Genomic DNA, 15,868 nt, shown 5'->3' with positions numbered 1-15,868 from the left:
AAACTGCAGTCAGGTTGAAAATATCTGCCCGGCGCCATCGGCCAGAGCCCGCTGGCGCGCCAGGGTGGCAATGGCGGTGTCCTGCACGCCCATCCCGGTCAGGTCCGCCATGGTGATTTCGTCCGCCCGCACCCGTCCGGGCGCCTGCCCCGCGACAACGGCGCCCAGCTCGGCGAAATCGGCGGTTTCCGCCACCAGTCCAGCCGCGATAGCATGGTGCAATTCGCCCAGCACGCGGGTCTGCGCCAGCCGGTCAGGCACATAGCGATCGACGCGCGCCAGCACCGCGGGGGCAATCTCGTTCTTGTGCTCGGCATCCGAGCCCATGGCCGTCAGATGCTGGCCCGGCGCCAGCCATTCCGCCTCGATGATCGGACTCGCCGATGGCGTGGTGGTCACGACGATATCCGCGCCCGCGATTGCGGCCTGCGGATCGGCCATCGCCGTCACCGCAAAGCCGAGTTCGACCGACAGGTCCGTGGCGAGAGCGGTGGCTCTGGCAATGTCGCGGGCCCAAATCCGGGCCTCCGAAATCGGCCGCACCAGTGTCAGCGCCCGCAACTGCAGCCGCGCCTGCACGCCGGCGCCGAAGATGGCGGCGCAGGATGCGTCCCGGCGCGCCAGGTGGTTGGCCGCCACCGCTCCGGCCGCCGCCGTGCGGATGTCGGTCAGATAGCCATTGTCGAACAGGGCGGCTTCGAGCAGGCCGGTCCGGGCGCTGAGCAGCACCATGAGGCCGTTGACCGATGGCAGGCCGAGCATGGGATTGTCGAAGAATCCCGGACTGATCTTGATGGCGAAGCTGTCGAGGCCGGGAATATAGGCCGTCTTGATATCGACTTCGCCATTGGCTTCCACCATGTCCAGCCGCAGGATTGGCGGCATGACCACCGCCTTGGTGGCCAGCGCCATGAACGCATCCTCGACGCAGGCAACGGCCGCCGCGTCGAGCGGCACCAGCCCGCGCAGGTCGGCTTCGGTGAGGATGGTGACATCAGCCATGGCCGGCTCCCGCCAGGTCCGGATTTTCGCCCATGACGATCCGCCGATGCAGCGCCATGTCGATATTGCGGCCGCTCAGCACGATCCCGACCGGTCCGCGCAAGGCGATCCTGCCCGCCGCCAATGCGGCCATGCCGACGGCGGCCGCCCCCTCGATGACCTCGCCAAGCTCCATATAGGCCAGACGGATCGCCTCGGCGATTTCCACCTCGCTGACCAGCACGACATCGTCGACCAGCCGCTGCACCATGGAGAAGGTGAACCGGTTGTCGAGGCCGATGCCGCCGCCCAGCGAGTCGGCCAGGCTGGGGACCTCCGTCACCTCCACCGGTCTCCCGCTGGCGAGGCTGGCATACATTGCCGCGCCCCGCTCCATCGTCACGCCGATCACCCGCACCGCCGGGTTGAGGGCTTTCGCGGCCAGCGCCACCCCGGCCAGCAGGCCGCCGCCCGACAGTGGCACCAGCAGGGCTTCGGTATCGGGCGCGTCCTCGATCATTTCGAGCCCAAGCGTCCCCTGCCCGGCAATGGTCCCCGCCATGTCGAACGGCGCGACATTGGTCATGCCCTCGTCGCGGACCAGCCGATCGACCTCCAGTTGCGCATCGTCCTGGCTGACGCCCACGATCCGAACATCGGCGCCCAGCGCCCTGACGGCCTCGACCTTGTTGGCGGGCACAAGGCTGGACATGCAGATCACGGCGCGTATGCCGGCCGCCTTGGCGGCGTAGGCCAAAGCCCGGCCATGGTTGCCGGTGGACGCGGCGGCCACCCCCGCCTCGCGCTGCGCCTGTGAAAGACCCAGCACCGTATTGGTCGCGCCCCGCGCCTTGAAGCTGCCGGTGATCTGTTGATGTTCGCATTTGAGGCGCACGGGAACGCCGTGGCGAGTGCTCAGCGCCAGCGCCTCGATCATGGGCGTGCGCCTCACATGGCCGGCGAGGCGCTGCCGCGCCGCCGCCACGTCGACAATCCCGATATCAGTGTCTCGCGCGGCGTTTCGATCTGGCATGTCCGCCCCTTGCCGATTGCGCTGCCGATGCGGCCCAAATCGCTCAAATACTATGCCTACGTCCGAGATAGTCGATCCTTCCAATCTGATGGAGAGGCGCAGCCGATCCGACTGCAAACTTCCATCACAAATAGATGTATCCTCCCTCGACTCGGAACCCCCTCTCCGCAACCCTGAATACTGCGATGCGACGTCTTGAGGGGGACACCAGCAGACTGCAGTTTTCGGGCCATTTATCGCTTCCGGTCCAGGTCCGACCGCCGCTTACGTCCACTCGGCCCACTGCCCCGCAACACCCCCGGCGACATCGAAATGGTTGCTTTCAGCATACCGACCACAGGGACACAGGAGTCACGATATGCGCAGAACTTTCAGCAAACACGCCACGCCAGTCTTCGCCGCCATCACTGCCCTCGCACTGGCATCCACCGCGGCCAGCGCCGTCACGCTCGAGGAAATCAAGGAGCGCGGCTATATCCGCATCGCCGTCGCCAATGAAATTCCCTACGGCTATCTCGATCCCAACGGCGACCCCAAGGGCGCAGGGCCCGACGTGGCCGTCCAGGTGGTCAAGGCCCTCGGCATGGAAGCCGACGACATCCAGTGGGTGGTGACCAATTTCAGCTCGCTCATTCCTGGTCTCCAGGCCAACCGCTTCGACCTGACCGCCTCGGAAATGGCCATCCGCCCCGAGCGCTGCCAGCAGGTCATCTATTCGGAGCCGAACACCTCCTATGGTGAAGGGCTGCTGGTCATGGCGGGCGATCCCAAGGGCATCAAGGAATATTCCGACTTCGCCGGTTCCGACCTGAAAGTGGCCGTCATGGCCGGTGCCGACCAGCTCAACATGATGCAGGCGCTCGGCGTTCCCGAGGAAAACATCGTCATCATCGCCGCCAATGCCGACGCCATTTCGACCGTCGCCAATGGCCGCGCCGACGCCTATGCCGCCACCGGCCTCACCGCCAGCGATCTTGCCAGCAAGAGCGACAAGGTGGAGCTGGCGCCCGATTTCGTCGATCCGGTGATCGATGGCAAGGTCGCCCGCAGCTGGGGCGGCTTCAACTTCAACAGTGACTCGGTGGCCCTGCGCGACGCGTTCAACGCCGAACTGGCCACTTTCAAGCAAACCGATGCCTGGGCGGAAATCCTCGCCAGCTACGGCTTTACCCCGGAAGACATTGCCGGCTCCACGGCAACGACCACCGAGGCCCTTTGCGCCGAATAGGCTCGTGACGCCATGGCCGGATGATCCGGCCATGGCTCCTTTCTGAGAGACTGCCAGAGTTTTTCAAACAGTCTCTGAGCGCGAGAGGACCACCCGCCATGCCCTGGTTTGACTATCTCAAACCGCTTGCCGACGGCGCCTGGATTACCGTGCAGCTCACGGTGTTTTCGACCATTCTCGGCGCCCTGCTGTCCTTCATCTTCGGCATAGGAAAGCTCAGTGACAACTGGGCCATTCGCGCCGTCTCGATTGCCTATATCGAGATCTTCCGCGGCACCTCGCTGCTGGTGCAGCTGTTCTGGCTCTATTTCGCCCTGCCCATTGCCGGCGATGCGATCGGGCTCGATCTGCGCCTGCCGCCCGTCGTGGCGGGCGTGGCGGCGCTTGGGCTCAATATCGGCGCCTATGGTGCCGAAGTGGTGCGGGGCGCCATCCAGGCCGTCACCCCCAGCCAGTATGAGGCGGCCACCGCCCTCAATTTCACCCGCCGCCAGACCCTGTGGAAGATCAGCCTGCCCCAGGCGATCCCCGAAATGATGCCGTCCTTCGGCAACCTGGCGGTGCAGAACCTCAAGGACACGGCGCTGGCCTCGCTGATCAGCCTGGGCGACCTGGCATTCCGGGCCGAACAGTTGCGCAACTACACCCAGGACAGCACCACCATCTACACCATCGTCCTGCTGATGTATTTCGGCATGGCTCTGGTGCTGACCGCCATGATGCGCGTGCTGGAGGCCTCGGTCGGCCGCTGGCGCGGGGCGAGGAGCTAGCCATGCTGTTCGGAATCACCTGGGACACCAGCAATGGCGACCTGGCCTTCGCCCTGTCGATCCTGCCCATCCTGCTGCGCGGCATGGTGGTCACCATCCAGGCCACCATTGCCGGCTTTGCCATCGCCATGGTCCTTGGCCTCATCTTCGCGGTGCTCAAGAGCGTGCCGCTCAAGATCGTCTCCTGGCCGACCATCGTCATCACCGAGTTTTTCCGCGATACGCCGCTGCTGGTGCAGTTGTTCTTCCTCTATTACGTGCTGGCCGACTACAATATCATCCTGCCTGCTTTCGCCACCGGCGCCCTGGCGCTGGGCGTCCAGTACAGCGCCTATATGGCCGAGGTCTACCGGGCCGGCATCGAGGCCGTGGCCAAGGGCCAGCGCGAGGCGGCCAAGGCACTCGACCTTTCGGCCTCCCGCACCTTCACCCACATCATCCTGCCCCAGGCGGTGCCGCGCGTGGTTCCGGCGCTCGGCAATTACCTGGTGTCGATCATGAAGGACGTGCCGGTGCTTTCGGTGGTCACCGTGCTCGAAATGCTGGGCGTGGCCCGCATCATCGGCGACCAGACCTTCAACTACCTGGTGCCCCTGTCCATGGTGGGCGGCCTTTACCTGATCATGACCCTTGTCGCCTCGGCGCTGGTGCGCTTCGTCGATGCCAAACTCCCCAAGAGAGGGCTGCCCTTCAAATGAGCGAGCCAATCATCAAGTTCGAAAAGGTCGTCAAGAGCTACGGCAATTACCGCGTGCTCAACGACCTCGATTTCGAGGTGGCGCGAGGTGAGAAAGTCACCATCATCGGCCCCTCCGGATCAGGCAAGTCCACCGTGCTGCGCATCCTGATGACGCTTGAAAAGATCAATGGCGGCGTGGTCTCGGTCGGCAATGAACCGCTGTGGCACGAGCAGGGGCCGAACGGCCTGGTCCCCGCGCGCGAGGCCCATCTGCGCAAGATGCGCAAGCAGCTCGGCATGGTGTTCCAGCAGTTCAACCTGTTCCCGCACATGACCGTGCTGCGCAATCTCACCGAAGCGCCGATGTCGGTGCTGGGCCTGTCCAAGCAGGACGCTCGCGAACGCGCCGAGGAATTGCTGCAACTGGTCGGATTGGCCGATCAGTTGCAGAAATTTCCCAATCAGCTTTCGGGCGGCCAGCAGCAGCGCGTCGGCATCGCCCGCGCCCTCGCCATGCGCCCGAAAGTGATGCTGTTCGACGAGCCGACCTCGGCGCTCGATCCCGAACTGGTGGGCGAGGTGCTCAATGTCATCGCCAAGCTGGCCGAGGAGCATGACCTGACCATGCTGCTGGTCACCCATGAAATGCGCTTCGCCCGCGAAGTATCCGACCGGGTGTGCTTCTTCGACCAGGGCAACATCAAGGAACAGGGCACGCCCGACGAGCTGTTCACCAACCCCAAGGAGGAGCGCACCCGGGCCTTCCTCAAGGCCGTGCTCGAAGGATGATCCGGCCTGGCGCAATTCACGCAAGCAGTTGATATGACAGGAGCCATCTGGACGCCCACCACGGAACAGCATTATGGTTCGCCGGCATCAAACGGATACCGGTCTGGCGTGAACTCATCCAAGTCCGAAACACAGAGGCTGGATGACCGGGATATAAAAATCCTGAGCATTCTGCAGCGCGAAGGCAGAATTCCCAAGGCGGCCCTGGCCGAGCGGGTCAATCTGTCGGCAACGCCATGCTGGGAGCGGCTGCGCCGTCTCGAGGAAGCCGGCATCATCGAAAGCTACGGCGCCCGCGTGTCGCTGAAGGCCTTCGGCCCCACCACCATGGTCTTCGTCCAGGTCGAGTTGGAAAGCCACCGCGCCGAGGACTTCGCCCGCTTCGAGGCCCGGATCAAGACGCTGCCCGAAGTCATCGAATGCTGGGCGGTCGGCGGCGGCGTCGACTATTTCTGCAAGATCGTGGTGCGCCTGCTGAGCGACTATCAGGCGCTGATCGACAGCCTGCTGGCGCAACAGATCGGCATCAAGCGCTACTACACCTATGTCGTGACCATGCCGGTCAAGAACGAGCCGGTCCCCGTCGAACTGCTGGCGCAACCGTCCCAATAGACGAAATGCCTCGCCGCCTCGCGGCAAACAGGTCAACCATCCTTTTTCCTCCTCCAGTTTGGCGAACGCCTCTGGCCCCGTCCCGATAGTGTCAGCGGGCAGGAGGCAATTGGCCATGTCCGTTTTTTCCCCCGTAATCACCGCTGACAGCCTCGCCGGCCTGGCTGATGCCGAGTTGTTCTGCCGCGCCGCCTATATCGGCGGGCAAAGCGTCACCACCGGCGCTAGTGGCCACATCGCCGTGCTCAATCCCGCCACCGGCGGCGAAATCGGCCGCGTTCCGGCGCTCGACGCCGCCCAGGCGCGGCAGGCCGTCGATGCCGCCACCGCCGCCTTTCCCCTGTGGTCCGGCCTGCTGCCGCAGGAGCGCGCCGCCATCCTGCGCGCCTGGTTCGAGGCCATTCGCGACGCCCGCGAGGATTTGGCGCTGCTAATGACCCTGGAGCAGGGCAAGCCGCTTTCGGAGGCGCGTGGGGAAATCGACTATGCCGCCTCCTTCGTCGAATTCTACGCCGAAGAGACCAAGCGCCCCAATATCGAGAGTGTCACGTCACACCTCCCCGATGCCGAAGTCGAGGTGTGGCGCGAACCGGCCGGCGTCGCCGCCCTCATAACGCCGTGGAATTTTCCCAGCGCCATGCTGACCCGCAAGGCGGCGGCCGCGCTGGCAGCCGGCTGCACCTGCGTCGCCCATCCCTCCTCGGAAACGCCATTCTCGGCGCTGGCTTTGGCTGTCCTTGCCGAGCGCGCCGGCATGCCGCCCGGTGTTTTCAACATCGTCACCGGCCATGCCGCCGAAATCGTCGGCGCCTGGACTGCAGACAAGCGCATCCGCGTGCTGAGCTTCACCGGCTCCACCGAAATCGGCCGCCTGCTGTACCGCCAGAGCGCCGATACCATCAAGCACCTGGTGCTCGAACTGGGCGGCCATGCGCCCTTCATCGTCTTCGCCGATGCCGATCTCGACCAGGCTGTGGAAGAGGCCATCAAGGCCAAGTTCGCCACCTCGGGGCAGGACTGCCTGGGGGCCAACCGCTTCTTCATCGAGCGTCCGGTCTATGCCGAGTTCTGCGAGCGCTTCGCCGCCGCCACCGCTTCCTTGTCTATCGGCCCCGGCCTTGAAGACTGCGACCTCGGTCCGCTCACCAACCGGAAGGCCGTCGACAAGCAGGTGAGCCATGTCGACGACGCCATCGCCCGCGGCGCCCGTTGCCTCACCGGCGGCAAGGTCCATCCGGCCGGCCCGCTCTTCTACGAGCCGACCGTATTGGTCGACGTGCCGCCCGATGCCCTCGTCATGCACGAGGAGACGTTCGGACCGGTGGCCGCCATTGCCCCCTTCGATGACGAAGCCGCCGTGCTCGCTGTCGCCAACGACACCGATTATGGCCTCATCGCCTATCTCCACACCAACGATCCGCGCCGCATCTATCGCGCCAGCCGCGCCCTGCAATTCGGCATGGTCGCCGTGAACCGCACCAAGGTCACCGGCGCGCCCATCCCCTTCGGCGGCATGAAGCAATCCGGCCTTGGCCGCGAGGGCGCGCGCCTCGGCCTCGAGGTCTTCACCGAAGTCAAATACGTCTGCCGCGACTGGCGTTGAAATAACCACCCCGAAAGGACCCACCCATGCTCACCAATGACCAACTCGGCCAGTGGGATCGCGAAAGCTTCTTCCACCCGTCCACCCATCTGGGCCAGCATGCCCGCGGCGAAGCGCCGACGCGGATCGTCACCGGCGGCTCTGGGGTCTATATCGAGGATCGCGACGGCAACCGGCTGCTCGATGCCTTTGCCGGCCTCTATTGCGTCAACGTCGGATATGGCCGGCAGGAAGTGGCCGAGGCCATCGCCGAGCAGGCGCGCCAACTGTCCTACTACCATGCCTATGTGGGGCACGGCACCGAGAGCTCGATTACACTGGCCAAGATGGTCCTCGACCGCGCGCCCAAAAACATGTCCAAGGTCTATTTCGGCCTTGGCGGATCGGACGCCAACGAGACCAACATCAAGATGGTCTGGTACTACAACAACATCCTGGGCCGCCCGCAGAAAAAGAAGATCATCTCCCGCTGGCGCGGCTATCACGGCTCGGGCCTGATGACCGGCTCGCTGACTGGGCTGAGTGGCTTCCACAACAAGTTCGACCTGCCCCTGTCGCCGGTCCTGCACACCGAGGCGCCCTATTATTACCGCCGCGCCGACCTGGCCATGAGCGAAGCCCAGTTCGTCGCCCATTGCGTCAGCGAACTCGAAGCCATGATCGAGCGCGAAGGCGCAGATACCATCGCCGCTTTCATCGGCGAACCGGCGCTCGGCACCGGCGGCCTGGTGCCACCGCCCCAGGGCTACTGGCCCGCCATCCAGGCCGTGCTCGACAAGCACGATATCCTGCTGATCGTCGACGAGGTCGTGACCGCCTTCGGCCGCCTCGGCAGCATGTTCGGCTCCGACAAGTATGGCCTCAAGCCCGACATCATCACCATCGCCAAGGGGCTGACCTCGGCCTATGCACCGCTGTCGGGCTCCATCTTCTCCGAACGCATGTGGGATGTGCTGGTGCGCGGCACCGACGAAAACGGCGCCATCGGCCACGGCTGGACCTACTCCGCCCACCCCATCGGCGCAGCCGCCGGCATTGCCAACCTCAAGCTGGTGGATTCGATGGGCCTGGTTGAAAATGCCGGTACCGTCGGCGCCTATTTCAAGGCGGCGATGAGTGATGCGCTGGCTGCCCATCCCAATGTCGGCGATATCCGTGGCGTCGGCCTGCTCTGCGCCGTCGAATTCGTCAAGGATCGCGACAGCCGCACCTTCTTCGATGCCGGCGAGAAAGTCGGCCCGCGCCTGGCTGCGGCCCTATTGGCCCGCGGTGTCATCGCCCGCGCCATGCCGCAGGGCGACATCATCGGCTTCGCTCCGCCACTCTGCCTTACCCGCGAGGAAGCCGACATCGTCGTCGGCAGCTTCGCCCAGGCCGTCAAGGACGTGCTCGGCTAACCTTGGCCGGATTTCTCCGGAGTGTTCCTGCCTTCGCGGCAATACTCCGGAGGACCTAGCCCGCCACCGGCGGGATCAGCCCAACCCGCATGTCCCGCGCGGTATAGACACATTGCCCGTCGGCAAAGACCCTGCCATCGGCAATGCCAAGCGCCAGCCGGCCTCGCCGCACCTGCCGCATGCTGACCTCATACCGCACCAGCCCGGTCTCGGGCGTGATGTGCCCCTTGAACTTGACCTCACCCACGCCCACCGCCCGCCCCTTGCCGGGCGAGCCCGACCACCCCAGCCAATAGCCGATCATCTGCCACATGGCGTCGAGCCCAAGGCATCCCGGCATCACCGGATCGCCCGGAAAGTGGCAGTTGAAAAACCACAGAGTGGGCGAGATATCCAACTCGCCGACGATAAGCCCATTGCCATATTCGCCGCCATCCAGGCTGATCGCGGTGATGCGATCCATCATCAGCATCGGGGGCGCCGGCAGCTGCGCATTGCCGGGACCGAAATACCCGCCCGCGCTTGATCTGAGCAGGTCTTCTTTCGAGTAGGAGGACTGGGGCGTGTGAACGTCGTGTGGGTTGGACAAGGCAAACCTATGAGGATGAGGGGTGGGGCAGCCGCAGCGCGGCAGCGATGAAGCGCCAGATATCGTCGGTCAGTTTTTCCGGGTCGGGGCGGGTCTCGCTGGCAAGGGCGCCAATCAGCGCCTGACGAATCCCACCGATCATCAGCGCAATGGTCAGCCGGGGATCGATATCGTCGGGCAACAGGCCATCGCGCTGCGCCGCCTGCAGCATGCGCGCGCCCGAAGCGAGCTGCCGCCCGGTAAACTCGGCCTCCACCGCCAGCACTTCAGGCGCCCGGCTCAAGGCACCCATCACAATGGGCGCAAATGGATGGGTGTAGTGAAAGTCGAGATAGACGCCGATCCGCTCCCGCTCCCTGTCGGTAAAGCTGCTCGAAACCAGCTTTGCCCCCGCAAAAGCGACGTCATCGAGGCGGGCGTAGAAGTCTTCAACCACGGCTGCAATCAGGCCTGCCTTCGAGCCGAAATGGTGATAGGCCAGCCCGACCGAGACCCTCGCCCGCCTGGCCACGCCCTGCATTTCCAGCTGCCCGCCGCCCTCGATAAGCTCCTGCTGCGCCGCCGCAATCAGCGTCTTGCGCGTTCCACCCGCCATCAATTCATCCAGTCTAAATTGAATTCAATTCAACATCAGACTCGAAAATTGTCAACCGGGCGGACGCGTCAGCTCAGCTTGTAGCTCGGTCTGGCGGCCACCTTGCCGGCCGCAGCGCCTGCGGCGATTGTCCGAGCACCCGCAGGAACGCGCGCCGCATCCGGGCGGCATCATTGAAGCCGGCGCCCCGCGCGATCTGCTCCAGGCTTCCCGTGCCGGTCTCCACGGCATGGCGCGCCGCCTCGATCCGCAGATGCTCCACCGCCTTTGCCGGCGTCGTGCCGGTATCCCGCAGGAACGCGCGTGCAAAATTGCGCGGGCTCATGATCGCGCGTTCGGCCAGCCGCTCGACCGTCAGCGGTTCGGTTAGGTTGGCCTTGATCCACTCGACCAGCGTCTCGAAGCGACCCGACAGTCCGCCCAGTTCCAGCAGGCCGGAAAATTGCGACTGCCCGCCCGGCCGGCGGCTATGCACCACAAGCTGCTGCGCCGTGCGGCGGACGATTGCCTGCCCGAGATCGTCCTCGATCAGGGCCAGTGCGAGATCGATGCCGGCCGAGATTCCGGCCGAAGTCCAGACGTCCCCATCGCGGGTAAAGATTCGATCCGGTTCGAGGCGAATTTTCGGATAGCGCCGCCGGAAGCGCTCGGCGCTTTCCCAATGGGTGGTGGCGGCACGGCCATCGAGCCGCCCTGCTTCGGCCAGCAGGAACGCGCCGGAACACACGCTGGCAAGCCGGCGCGGGCGAACATCCCGCAACCACGCGACGATACTGCGGAACGCCCCCATGTCCGTCACCAGTTGCCCGCCGGAAACGACGATCGTGTCGAACCCGTCCGCATCGAGCGGCAAGGCCGCGAGGGCCAGGCCCGAGGAACTGACCATGCTTCCGGCTTGCGGGGCCAGGATGTCGATGCCGTAGCCGTCGGGAACATAGCGCGACGCAATCTCGAATGCGGCCACCGGCCCCACCACGTCGAGGAACTGGAATCCGGGATGAATGACAAAGCCGATCCGTCTGGTCATGGCAGTATTCGCCCGATTTATGTCATTTCGGACAGGATCGCCGCTGGGTAATCTGGCGTCAACAGACAATGCGCACCAAGGAGGGGAGCATGAAGAAACGTGCCATGGCCGGTTTGGGCCTGCTCGGCGTGGCCGTCCTGGCCCTCGGCGGCTTCGGGATCTGGCTGGCAACGCTGCCTGCCGACATTGCCGCATCCCCTGCCCCGCTGGCAGCGGAGGAAGCGGCGGCCGTCGTCGATGGGTTGCGCCCGCGTTTGCGCGAGCGCCCGGTCATCGCGATCATCGGCATCAATGACGCAACCGAGACCACTGACTATCTGATGCCGGCGGGCATCCTGCGCCGCGCCGATATCGCCGACGTGTTCCTGCTGGCGACCGGGGCAGGCGCCGTAAAGCTCTATCCGGCGCTCACGGTCGACCCCGACATGACGATTGCCGCCTTCGACCAAGCCTATCCCGACGGCGCCGACTACGTCATCGTGCCAGCGATGAGCCGCGACGATGACCCCGCGGTCATGGACTGGCTGCGCCGGCAGGCGGAAAAAGGCAGCATGGTCGTGGCCGTCTGCGCCGGCGCCAAGGTCGTTGCCGCCGCGGGGCTTCTCGACGGCAAGCGCGGCACCACCCACTGGTTCTACCTCAAGGAACTGCTGCGGGAGCACCCCTCGATCACCTACGTCCCCGACCGCCGCTTCGTCATCGATGGCAAGGTCGCCACCACCACCGGTATCACCGCATCCATGCCGATAGCGCTCACCCTCATCGAGGCGATCGCCGGTCGCGCCAAGGCGCAGGCGGTCGCCAGCGAAATCGGACTCGATCATTGGGATGGGTCCCACGACAGCGTCGCCTTCCGCCTGTCGCGGCCTTTCGCCACCACGGTCATGGGCAATGTCATGCAGTTCTGGCAGCGCGAACAGCTCGCCCTGCCGCTCGAACCCGGCTTCGATACCGTCTCGCTCGCCTTGGTGGCCGATGCCTGGTCGCGAACCTATCGTTCCCGGGCCCTGACCATGGCGCCTGCCGGCGAAGCCGTCACCGGCAGCGACGGCATTGCCGTCCACCCCGACACGGCCGCGCCGGAGCCGGGCATGGCGGCCCTGACGCCGCCCGGCCTCACCCGGCCCGTCCTGGCGCTCGAAGCGGCCCTCGACGACATCGCCACGCGCTACGGGGCGCCGACGGCACATGTCGTGGCCATGCAACTGGAATATCCCGGCCGCTGACCCGCAAACACCAGCGGGCGCCCCGATCCCTCGGAGCGCCCGCAAATTATGGTGGGCCCACCAGGACTCGAACCTGGAACCAGACCGTTATGAGCGGTCGGCTCTAACCATTGAGCTATAGGCCCGCGCCCGCGTCTTAGCATTGTCCTGCCCGCTGGCAAGGGGGAACCTGAAACCGGGGTCAGGATGCGCGGCTTTTGTCACCCGTGCGCCCAACGATATTTGTTCGCAACCCGCCCATCTGTTATGACCAATCCGGCACAGCACGGTGGAGCTTCCATGCGCGAAGGCGATATCATCAACGGCCTGGTCAAGGGCCTCTCGGTCATCGAATGCTTCGACGAGGAACATGCCAGCCAGTCGATCACCGATGTCGCCAATCGTACCGGGCTCGAGCGCGCCACTGCGCGCCGCTGCCTGCTGACTCTCGTTCATCTCGGCTATGCCAGCTATGATGGCAAGTTTTTTCGCCTTACGCCACGGGTACTTAACCTGGGCCATTCCTATCTTGCCGCCACGCCGCTGCCCCGGTTGATCCAGCCCTTCCTCGAAGAACTGTCCGGCCAGATCAACGAAAGCTCCTCTGCCGCCGTGCTCGACAATACCGAAATCCTCTATATCGCCCGCGCCTCCTATCGCCGGGTCATGTCGATCAACCTCGGGGCCGGAGCGAGATTGCCTGCTTATTGCACGTCGATGGGTCGCATCCTGCTCGCGTCTCTCCCGCCCGCTGCCGCCCGCGAAGTGCTCAACCGCTCCGAGCTCATCGCCTATACCGCCAAGACCAAGGCCGACCTGCCCTCGATCACCACCGAACTGGCCGTCATCGCGGCGCAGGGCTTCGCCGTCATCGACGAGGAACTGGAGCTGGGCCTCTGCTCCATCGCCGTGCCGCTGTTCAATGCCCAGGGCCACACGGTTGCCGCGCTCAATATCGGCGCCCAGTCCGCCCGTGCCTCCACCTCGCACATGATCGCCAATTTCCTGCCCCTGATGCGGAAAGTCCAATCCGAGGTGCGCCCCCTGCTGCGCTGACCCTTGCCATCCATATTAGCGCTAACCTACGATCACGCCGACTCGCGGAGAATCCAATGCAGAAGAACAAACACGGCATGCCCCTGATGGGCCTCGGCACCTATGGCCGCCGCGGCGCCGAGGGCGTGGCCGCCATGCTGGCCGCCATCGAGATCGGCTACCGCCACCTCGACACCGCCCAGAGCTACGACACCGAGCGCGAATGTGGCGAGGCCCTGCGCCAGTCCCGCCTGCCGCGCGCCGACATGTTCATCACCACCAAGATCGACATGCCCAATTTCGGACCCGGCAAGCTCATCCCCTCGCTGCGCCGCAGCCTCGACACCATCGGCGTCGACCAGGTCGACCTGACCCTGATTCACTGGCCGTCCCCCCACGACCAGGTGCCGCTCCCGGTCTATGTGGAACAGCTCGCCGAAGCCCAGGCGCTCGGCCTCACCAGAACCATCGGCGTATCCAATTTCACCATCGCACTGCTGCAGCAGACGCGAACCATTCTCGGCGCCGTCCCCATCGCCAACAACCAGGTCGAGTGCCACCCCTATCTGCAGAATCGCAAGCTGGTGGATTTCTGCGCCAGCGCCGGCATTCCGGTCACCGCCTACCAGCCCATCGCCAAGGGCACCCTCGCCGGCGATCCGGTGCTGGAACCACTGGCGGCCGGCAAGGGCTGCACCGTCGCCCAGCTCGCCATCGCCTATGCCTTTGCCCGCGGCCTGGCCGCCATCCCTACCTCCGGCAAGCCCGAACGTCTCGCCAGCAACTTCGCCGCGCAGGACGTCATCCTAACGCCGGAAGATATGGCCACCATCGCCACCGTCGATCGCGGCACGCGCCGCATCAACCCGACCACCGCCCCGGCCTGGGATTGATCGCATCAGTGTCACACTGATGGTCTAGAGGTCGGAGCAAGGAACACCCGGAAGCTCGCTCAACCCACCGACCGCTTGAGCCGAGAACCACTCTCGACCCGGCACAAGCGGCCATGGTTCGAGCCGGGGGCGGCACTGGTCGCCCAGGGCATCGCAGGCGCGTGAGAGTCGTGGAAATCTGTCACATTCAATCGTCACAGATTCTGCGCGGCCACGGATTGTTCCAAAAATTCTATAGCGAAATCATGCGCTTGACCTGTCACAAACGCGTCACGCAACCGCAATAAAACCGTCGTGCACCGCCCATATGGTCCCCCTCGTCAAAGGGCGGCGCCGGGGAATGAACTGCCGGATCGGCCAGCCAGGTTTTGAACTGAATTCCGAAAGGGAAGTCCCCATGAGAAACGCACTCTACGCCAGCGCCGCCGTTATCGCGCTTGCCGCCTTCGGCACCACTGCCGCCTTCGCCCAGTCGCGCGACACCATCCAGGTTGCCGGCTCCTCGACCGTCCTGCCCTTCGCCTCCATCGTGGCCGAGGAATTCGGCGCCGCCTTCCCCGAATTCAAGACCCCCGTCGTCGGTTCGGGCGGCACGGGCGGCGGCTTCAGCCAGTTCTGCGCCGGCGTGGGCGACAACACCATCGACATCGCCAATGCCTCCCGCCCGATCAAGGCCGGCGAGACCGAAGCCTGCACCGCCGCCGGCGTCACCGATATCCGCGAGGTCCAGTTCGGCTATGACGGCATCGTCTTCGCCTCGGCCGCTTCGGGTCCCGATTTCGCCCTGACCCCGATCCAGGTCTACAAGGCCATTGCCGCCAACGTCGTTGTCGATGGCGCCCTGGTTCCGAACCCCTATACCAGCTGGGCCGAGGTTGACGCCTCCCTGCCCGACCAGCCGATCGCGCTGGCCGTTCCGGCCTCCAACCACGGCACCCGTGAAGTCTTCCAGGAACGCGTCGTGACCGCCGGTTGCGAAGAAGCTGGCCTGCCCGAAGGCGCTCCGGAAGATGCCTGCACTGCCTTCCGTCAGGACGTTGTGGTCGAGATTTCGGGCGACTACACCGAAACCCTGGCTCGCCTGAACTCCGATCCCAACACGGTCGGCGTGTTCGGCCTCTCCTTCTACGAGCAGAACACCGACACCCTCAAGGTCGCGACCGTCAATGGCGTCGTCCCCTCCAAGGAATCGGTCGTTGCCGGTGAATACCCGGTCAGCCGTCCGCTGTTCTTCTACGTCAAGGGCCAGCACATCGGCACCATCCCCGGCATCGAGGAATATGTTCAGTTCTTCCTCTCCGAGCAGATGGCTGGCGACGGTGGCATTCTCGAAGCTGCCGGCCTGATCCCGCAGACCGCCGAAAAGACCGCTGAAATCCTCGCCGCTTTCGAAGCCGGCGCTCAGTAAAACCGACCCTGGGCCGCGCCACCG

General features: G+C 65.0%; 16 protein-coding genes and 1 tRNA gene. 11 read left to right on the top strand and 6 right to left on the bottom strand.

Translation table 11 applies throughout. The annotated features are described in order from the left end of the window. Nucleotides 1–9 precede the first annotated feature (9 nt). Together eutC and eutB are read right to left on the bottom strand one after the other, a co-directional pair. The gene (gene eutC, locus ASD80_RS18010; protein WP_056236089.1) at nucleotides 10–1,002 is read right to left on the bottom strand and encodes an ectoine utilization protein EutC; all 993 of its coding nucleotides are present in this window, start codon (nucleotides 1,000–1,002) and stop codon (nucleotides 10–12) included. Then, on the bottom strand, nucleotides 995–2,014 hold the full coding sequence (gene eutB / locus ASD80_RS18005) for a hydroxyectoine utilization dehydratase EutB (RefSeq protein ID WP_056236085.1): 1,020 nt from the start codon (nucleotides 2,012–2,014) through the stop codon (nucleotides 995–997). Before eutB ends, eutC begins: the two co-directional genes overlap by 8 nt. Nucleotides 2,015–2,372: 358 nt before the next feature. Between eutB and ehuB the strand changes: the two genes are divergently transcribed. The 7 genes from ehuB to ASD80_RS17970 all read left to right on the top strand — a co-directional run bounded on the left by ehuB (nucleotide 2,373) and on the right by ASD80_RS17970 (nucleotide 9,092). Beyond that, complete coding sequence (ehuB, locus tag ASD80_RS18000) at nucleotides 2,373–3,242, top strand: ectoine/hydroxyectoine ABC transporter substrate-binding protein EhuB (RefSeq protein ID WP_056236082.1); 870 nt, start codon at nucleotides 2,373–2,375, stop codon at nucleotides 3,240–3,242. Nucleotides 3,243–3,340: 98 nt separating this feature from the next. Further along, nucleotides 3,341–4,012, top strand: coding sequence for an ectoine/hydroxyectoine ABC transporter permease subunit EhuC (ehuC, locus tag ASD80_RS17995; protein ID WP_056236078.1), 672 nt, complete (start codon nucleotides 3,341–3,343; stop codon nucleotides 4,010–4,012). Between the two features lie 2 nt (nucleotides 4,013–4,014). Continuing rightward, complete coding sequence (gene ehuD / locus ASD80_RS17990; RefSeq protein ID WP_056236075.1) at nucleotides 4,015–4,710, top strand: ectoine/hydroxyectoine ABC transporter permease subunit EhuD; 696 nt, start codon at nucleotides 4,015–4,017, stop codon at nucleotides 4,708–4,710. Continuing rightward, nucleotides 4,707–5,480: an ectoine/hydroxyectoine ABC transporter ATP-binding protein EhuA gene (ehuA, locus tag ASD80_RS17985; protein WP_056236073.1), complete on the top strand. Its 774-nt coding sequence runs from the start codon at nucleotides 4,707–4,709 to the stop codon at nucleotides 5,478–5,480. The genes ehuD and ehuA overlap by 4 nt, the downstream gene beginning before the upstream one ends. Before the next feature lie 108 nt (nucleotides 5,481–5,588). After that, nucleotides 5,589–6,092, top strand: a complete 504-nt coding sequence (locus ASD80_RS17980; protein WP_056236071.1) for an Lrp/AsnC family transcriptional regulator — start codon at nucleotides 5,589–5,591, stop codon at nucleotides 6,090–6,092. Nucleotides 6,093–6,207: 115 nt separating this feature from the next. After that, nucleotides 6,208–7,695, top strand: coding sequence for an NAD-dependent succinate-semialdehyde dehydrogenase (locus ASD80_RS17975; protein WP_056236067.1), 1,488 nt, complete (start codon nucleotides 6,208–6,210; stop codon nucleotides 7,693–7,695). Between the two features lie 26 nt (nucleotides 7,696–7,721). Beyond that, on the top strand, nucleotides 7,722–9,092 hold the full coding sequence (locus ASD80_RS17970; RefSeq protein ID WP_056236064.1) for an aspartate aminotransferase family protein: 1,371 nt from the start codon (nucleotides 7,722–7,724) through the stop codon (nucleotides 9,090–9,092). Between the two features lie 55 nt (nucleotides 9,093–9,147). Here the strand turns inward: ASD80_RS17970 and fabA are convergent, their stop codons facing one another. The 3 genes from fabA to ASD80_RS17955 all read right to left on the bottom strand — a co-directional run bounded on the left by fabA (nucleotide 9,148) and on the right by ASD80_RS17955 (nucleotide 11,303). Then, entirely contained in the window at nucleotides 9,148–9,681 is a 534-nt protein-coding gene (gene fabA, locus ASD80_RS17965) for a bifunctional 3-hydroxydecanoyl-ACP dehydratase/trans-2-decenoyl-ACP isomerase (RefSeq protein ID WP_056236062.1), read from the bottom strand. Nucleotides 9,682–9,688: 7 nt separating this feature from the next. Then, nucleotides 9,689–10,276: a TetR/AcrR family transcriptional regulator gene (locus ASD80_RS17960; protein ID WP_056236060.1), complete on the bottom strand. Its 588-nt coding sequence runs from the start codon at nucleotides 10,274–10,276 to the stop codon at nucleotides 9,689–9,691. Nucleotides 10,277–10,349: 73 nt separating this feature from the next. Continuing rightward, a complete protein-coding gene (locus ASD80_RS17955) occupies nucleotides 10,350–11,303 on the bottom strand; it encodes a GlxA family transcriptional regulator (RefSeq protein WP_056236058.1) in 954 nt (317 codons plus the stop codon). A gap of 89 nt (nucleotides 11,304–11,392) precedes the next feature. On the opposite strand from ASD80_RS17955, the gene ASD80_RS17950 reads away from it, so the two are divergent. After that, a complete protein-coding gene (locus ASD80_RS17950; RefSeq protein ID WP_056236277.1) occupies nucleotides 11,393–12,529 on the top strand; it encodes a DJ-1/PfpI family protein in 1,137 nt (378 codons plus the stop codon). Nucleotides 12,530–12,578: 49 nt separating this feature from the next. Here the strand turns inward: ASD80_RS17950 and ASD80_RS17945 are convergent. Further along, nucleotides 12,579–12,654: transfer RNA gene (locus ASD80_RS17945), tRNA-Ile, on the bottom strand. A gap of 154 nt (nucleotides 12,655–12,808) precedes the next feature. Here ASD80_RS17945 and ASD80_RS17940 point away from each other — a divergent pair. The 3 genes from ASD80_RS17940 to ASD80_RS17930 all read left to right on the top strand — a co-directional run bounded on the left by ASD80_RS17940 (nucleotide 12,809) and on the right by ASD80_RS17930 (nucleotide 15,844). Continuing rightward, nucleotides 12,809–13,564: an IclR family transcriptional regulator C-terminal domain-containing protein gene (locus tag ASD80_RS17940; protein WP_056236054.1), complete on the top strand. Its 756-nt coding sequence runs from the start codon at nucleotides 12,809–12,811 to the stop codon at nucleotides 13,562–13,564. Nucleotides 13,565–13,620: 56 nt separating this feature from the next. Beyond that, a complete protein-coding gene (locus ASD80_RS17935; RefSeq protein ID WP_244489043.1) occupies nucleotides 13,621–14,436 on the top strand; it encodes an aldo/keto reductase in 816 nt (271 codons plus the stop codon). 397 nt (nucleotides 14,437–14,833) lie between these two features. Next, nucleotides 14,834–15,844: a substrate-binding domain-containing protein gene (locus tag ASD80_RS17930; RefSeq protein WP_056236273.1), complete on the top strand. Its 1,011-nt coding sequence runs from the start codon at nucleotides 14,834–14,836 to the stop codon at nucleotides 15,842–15,844. Nucleotides 15,845–15,868 lie beyond the last annotated feature (24 nt).

The sequence above is a fragment of the Devosia sp. Root635 genome, assembly GCF_001427605.1.
Lineage (GTDB): Bacteria > Pseudomonadota > Alphaproteobacteria > Rhizobiales > Devosiaceae > Devosia.
This window is presented reverse-complemented; position numbering and strand designations above follow the sequence as displayed.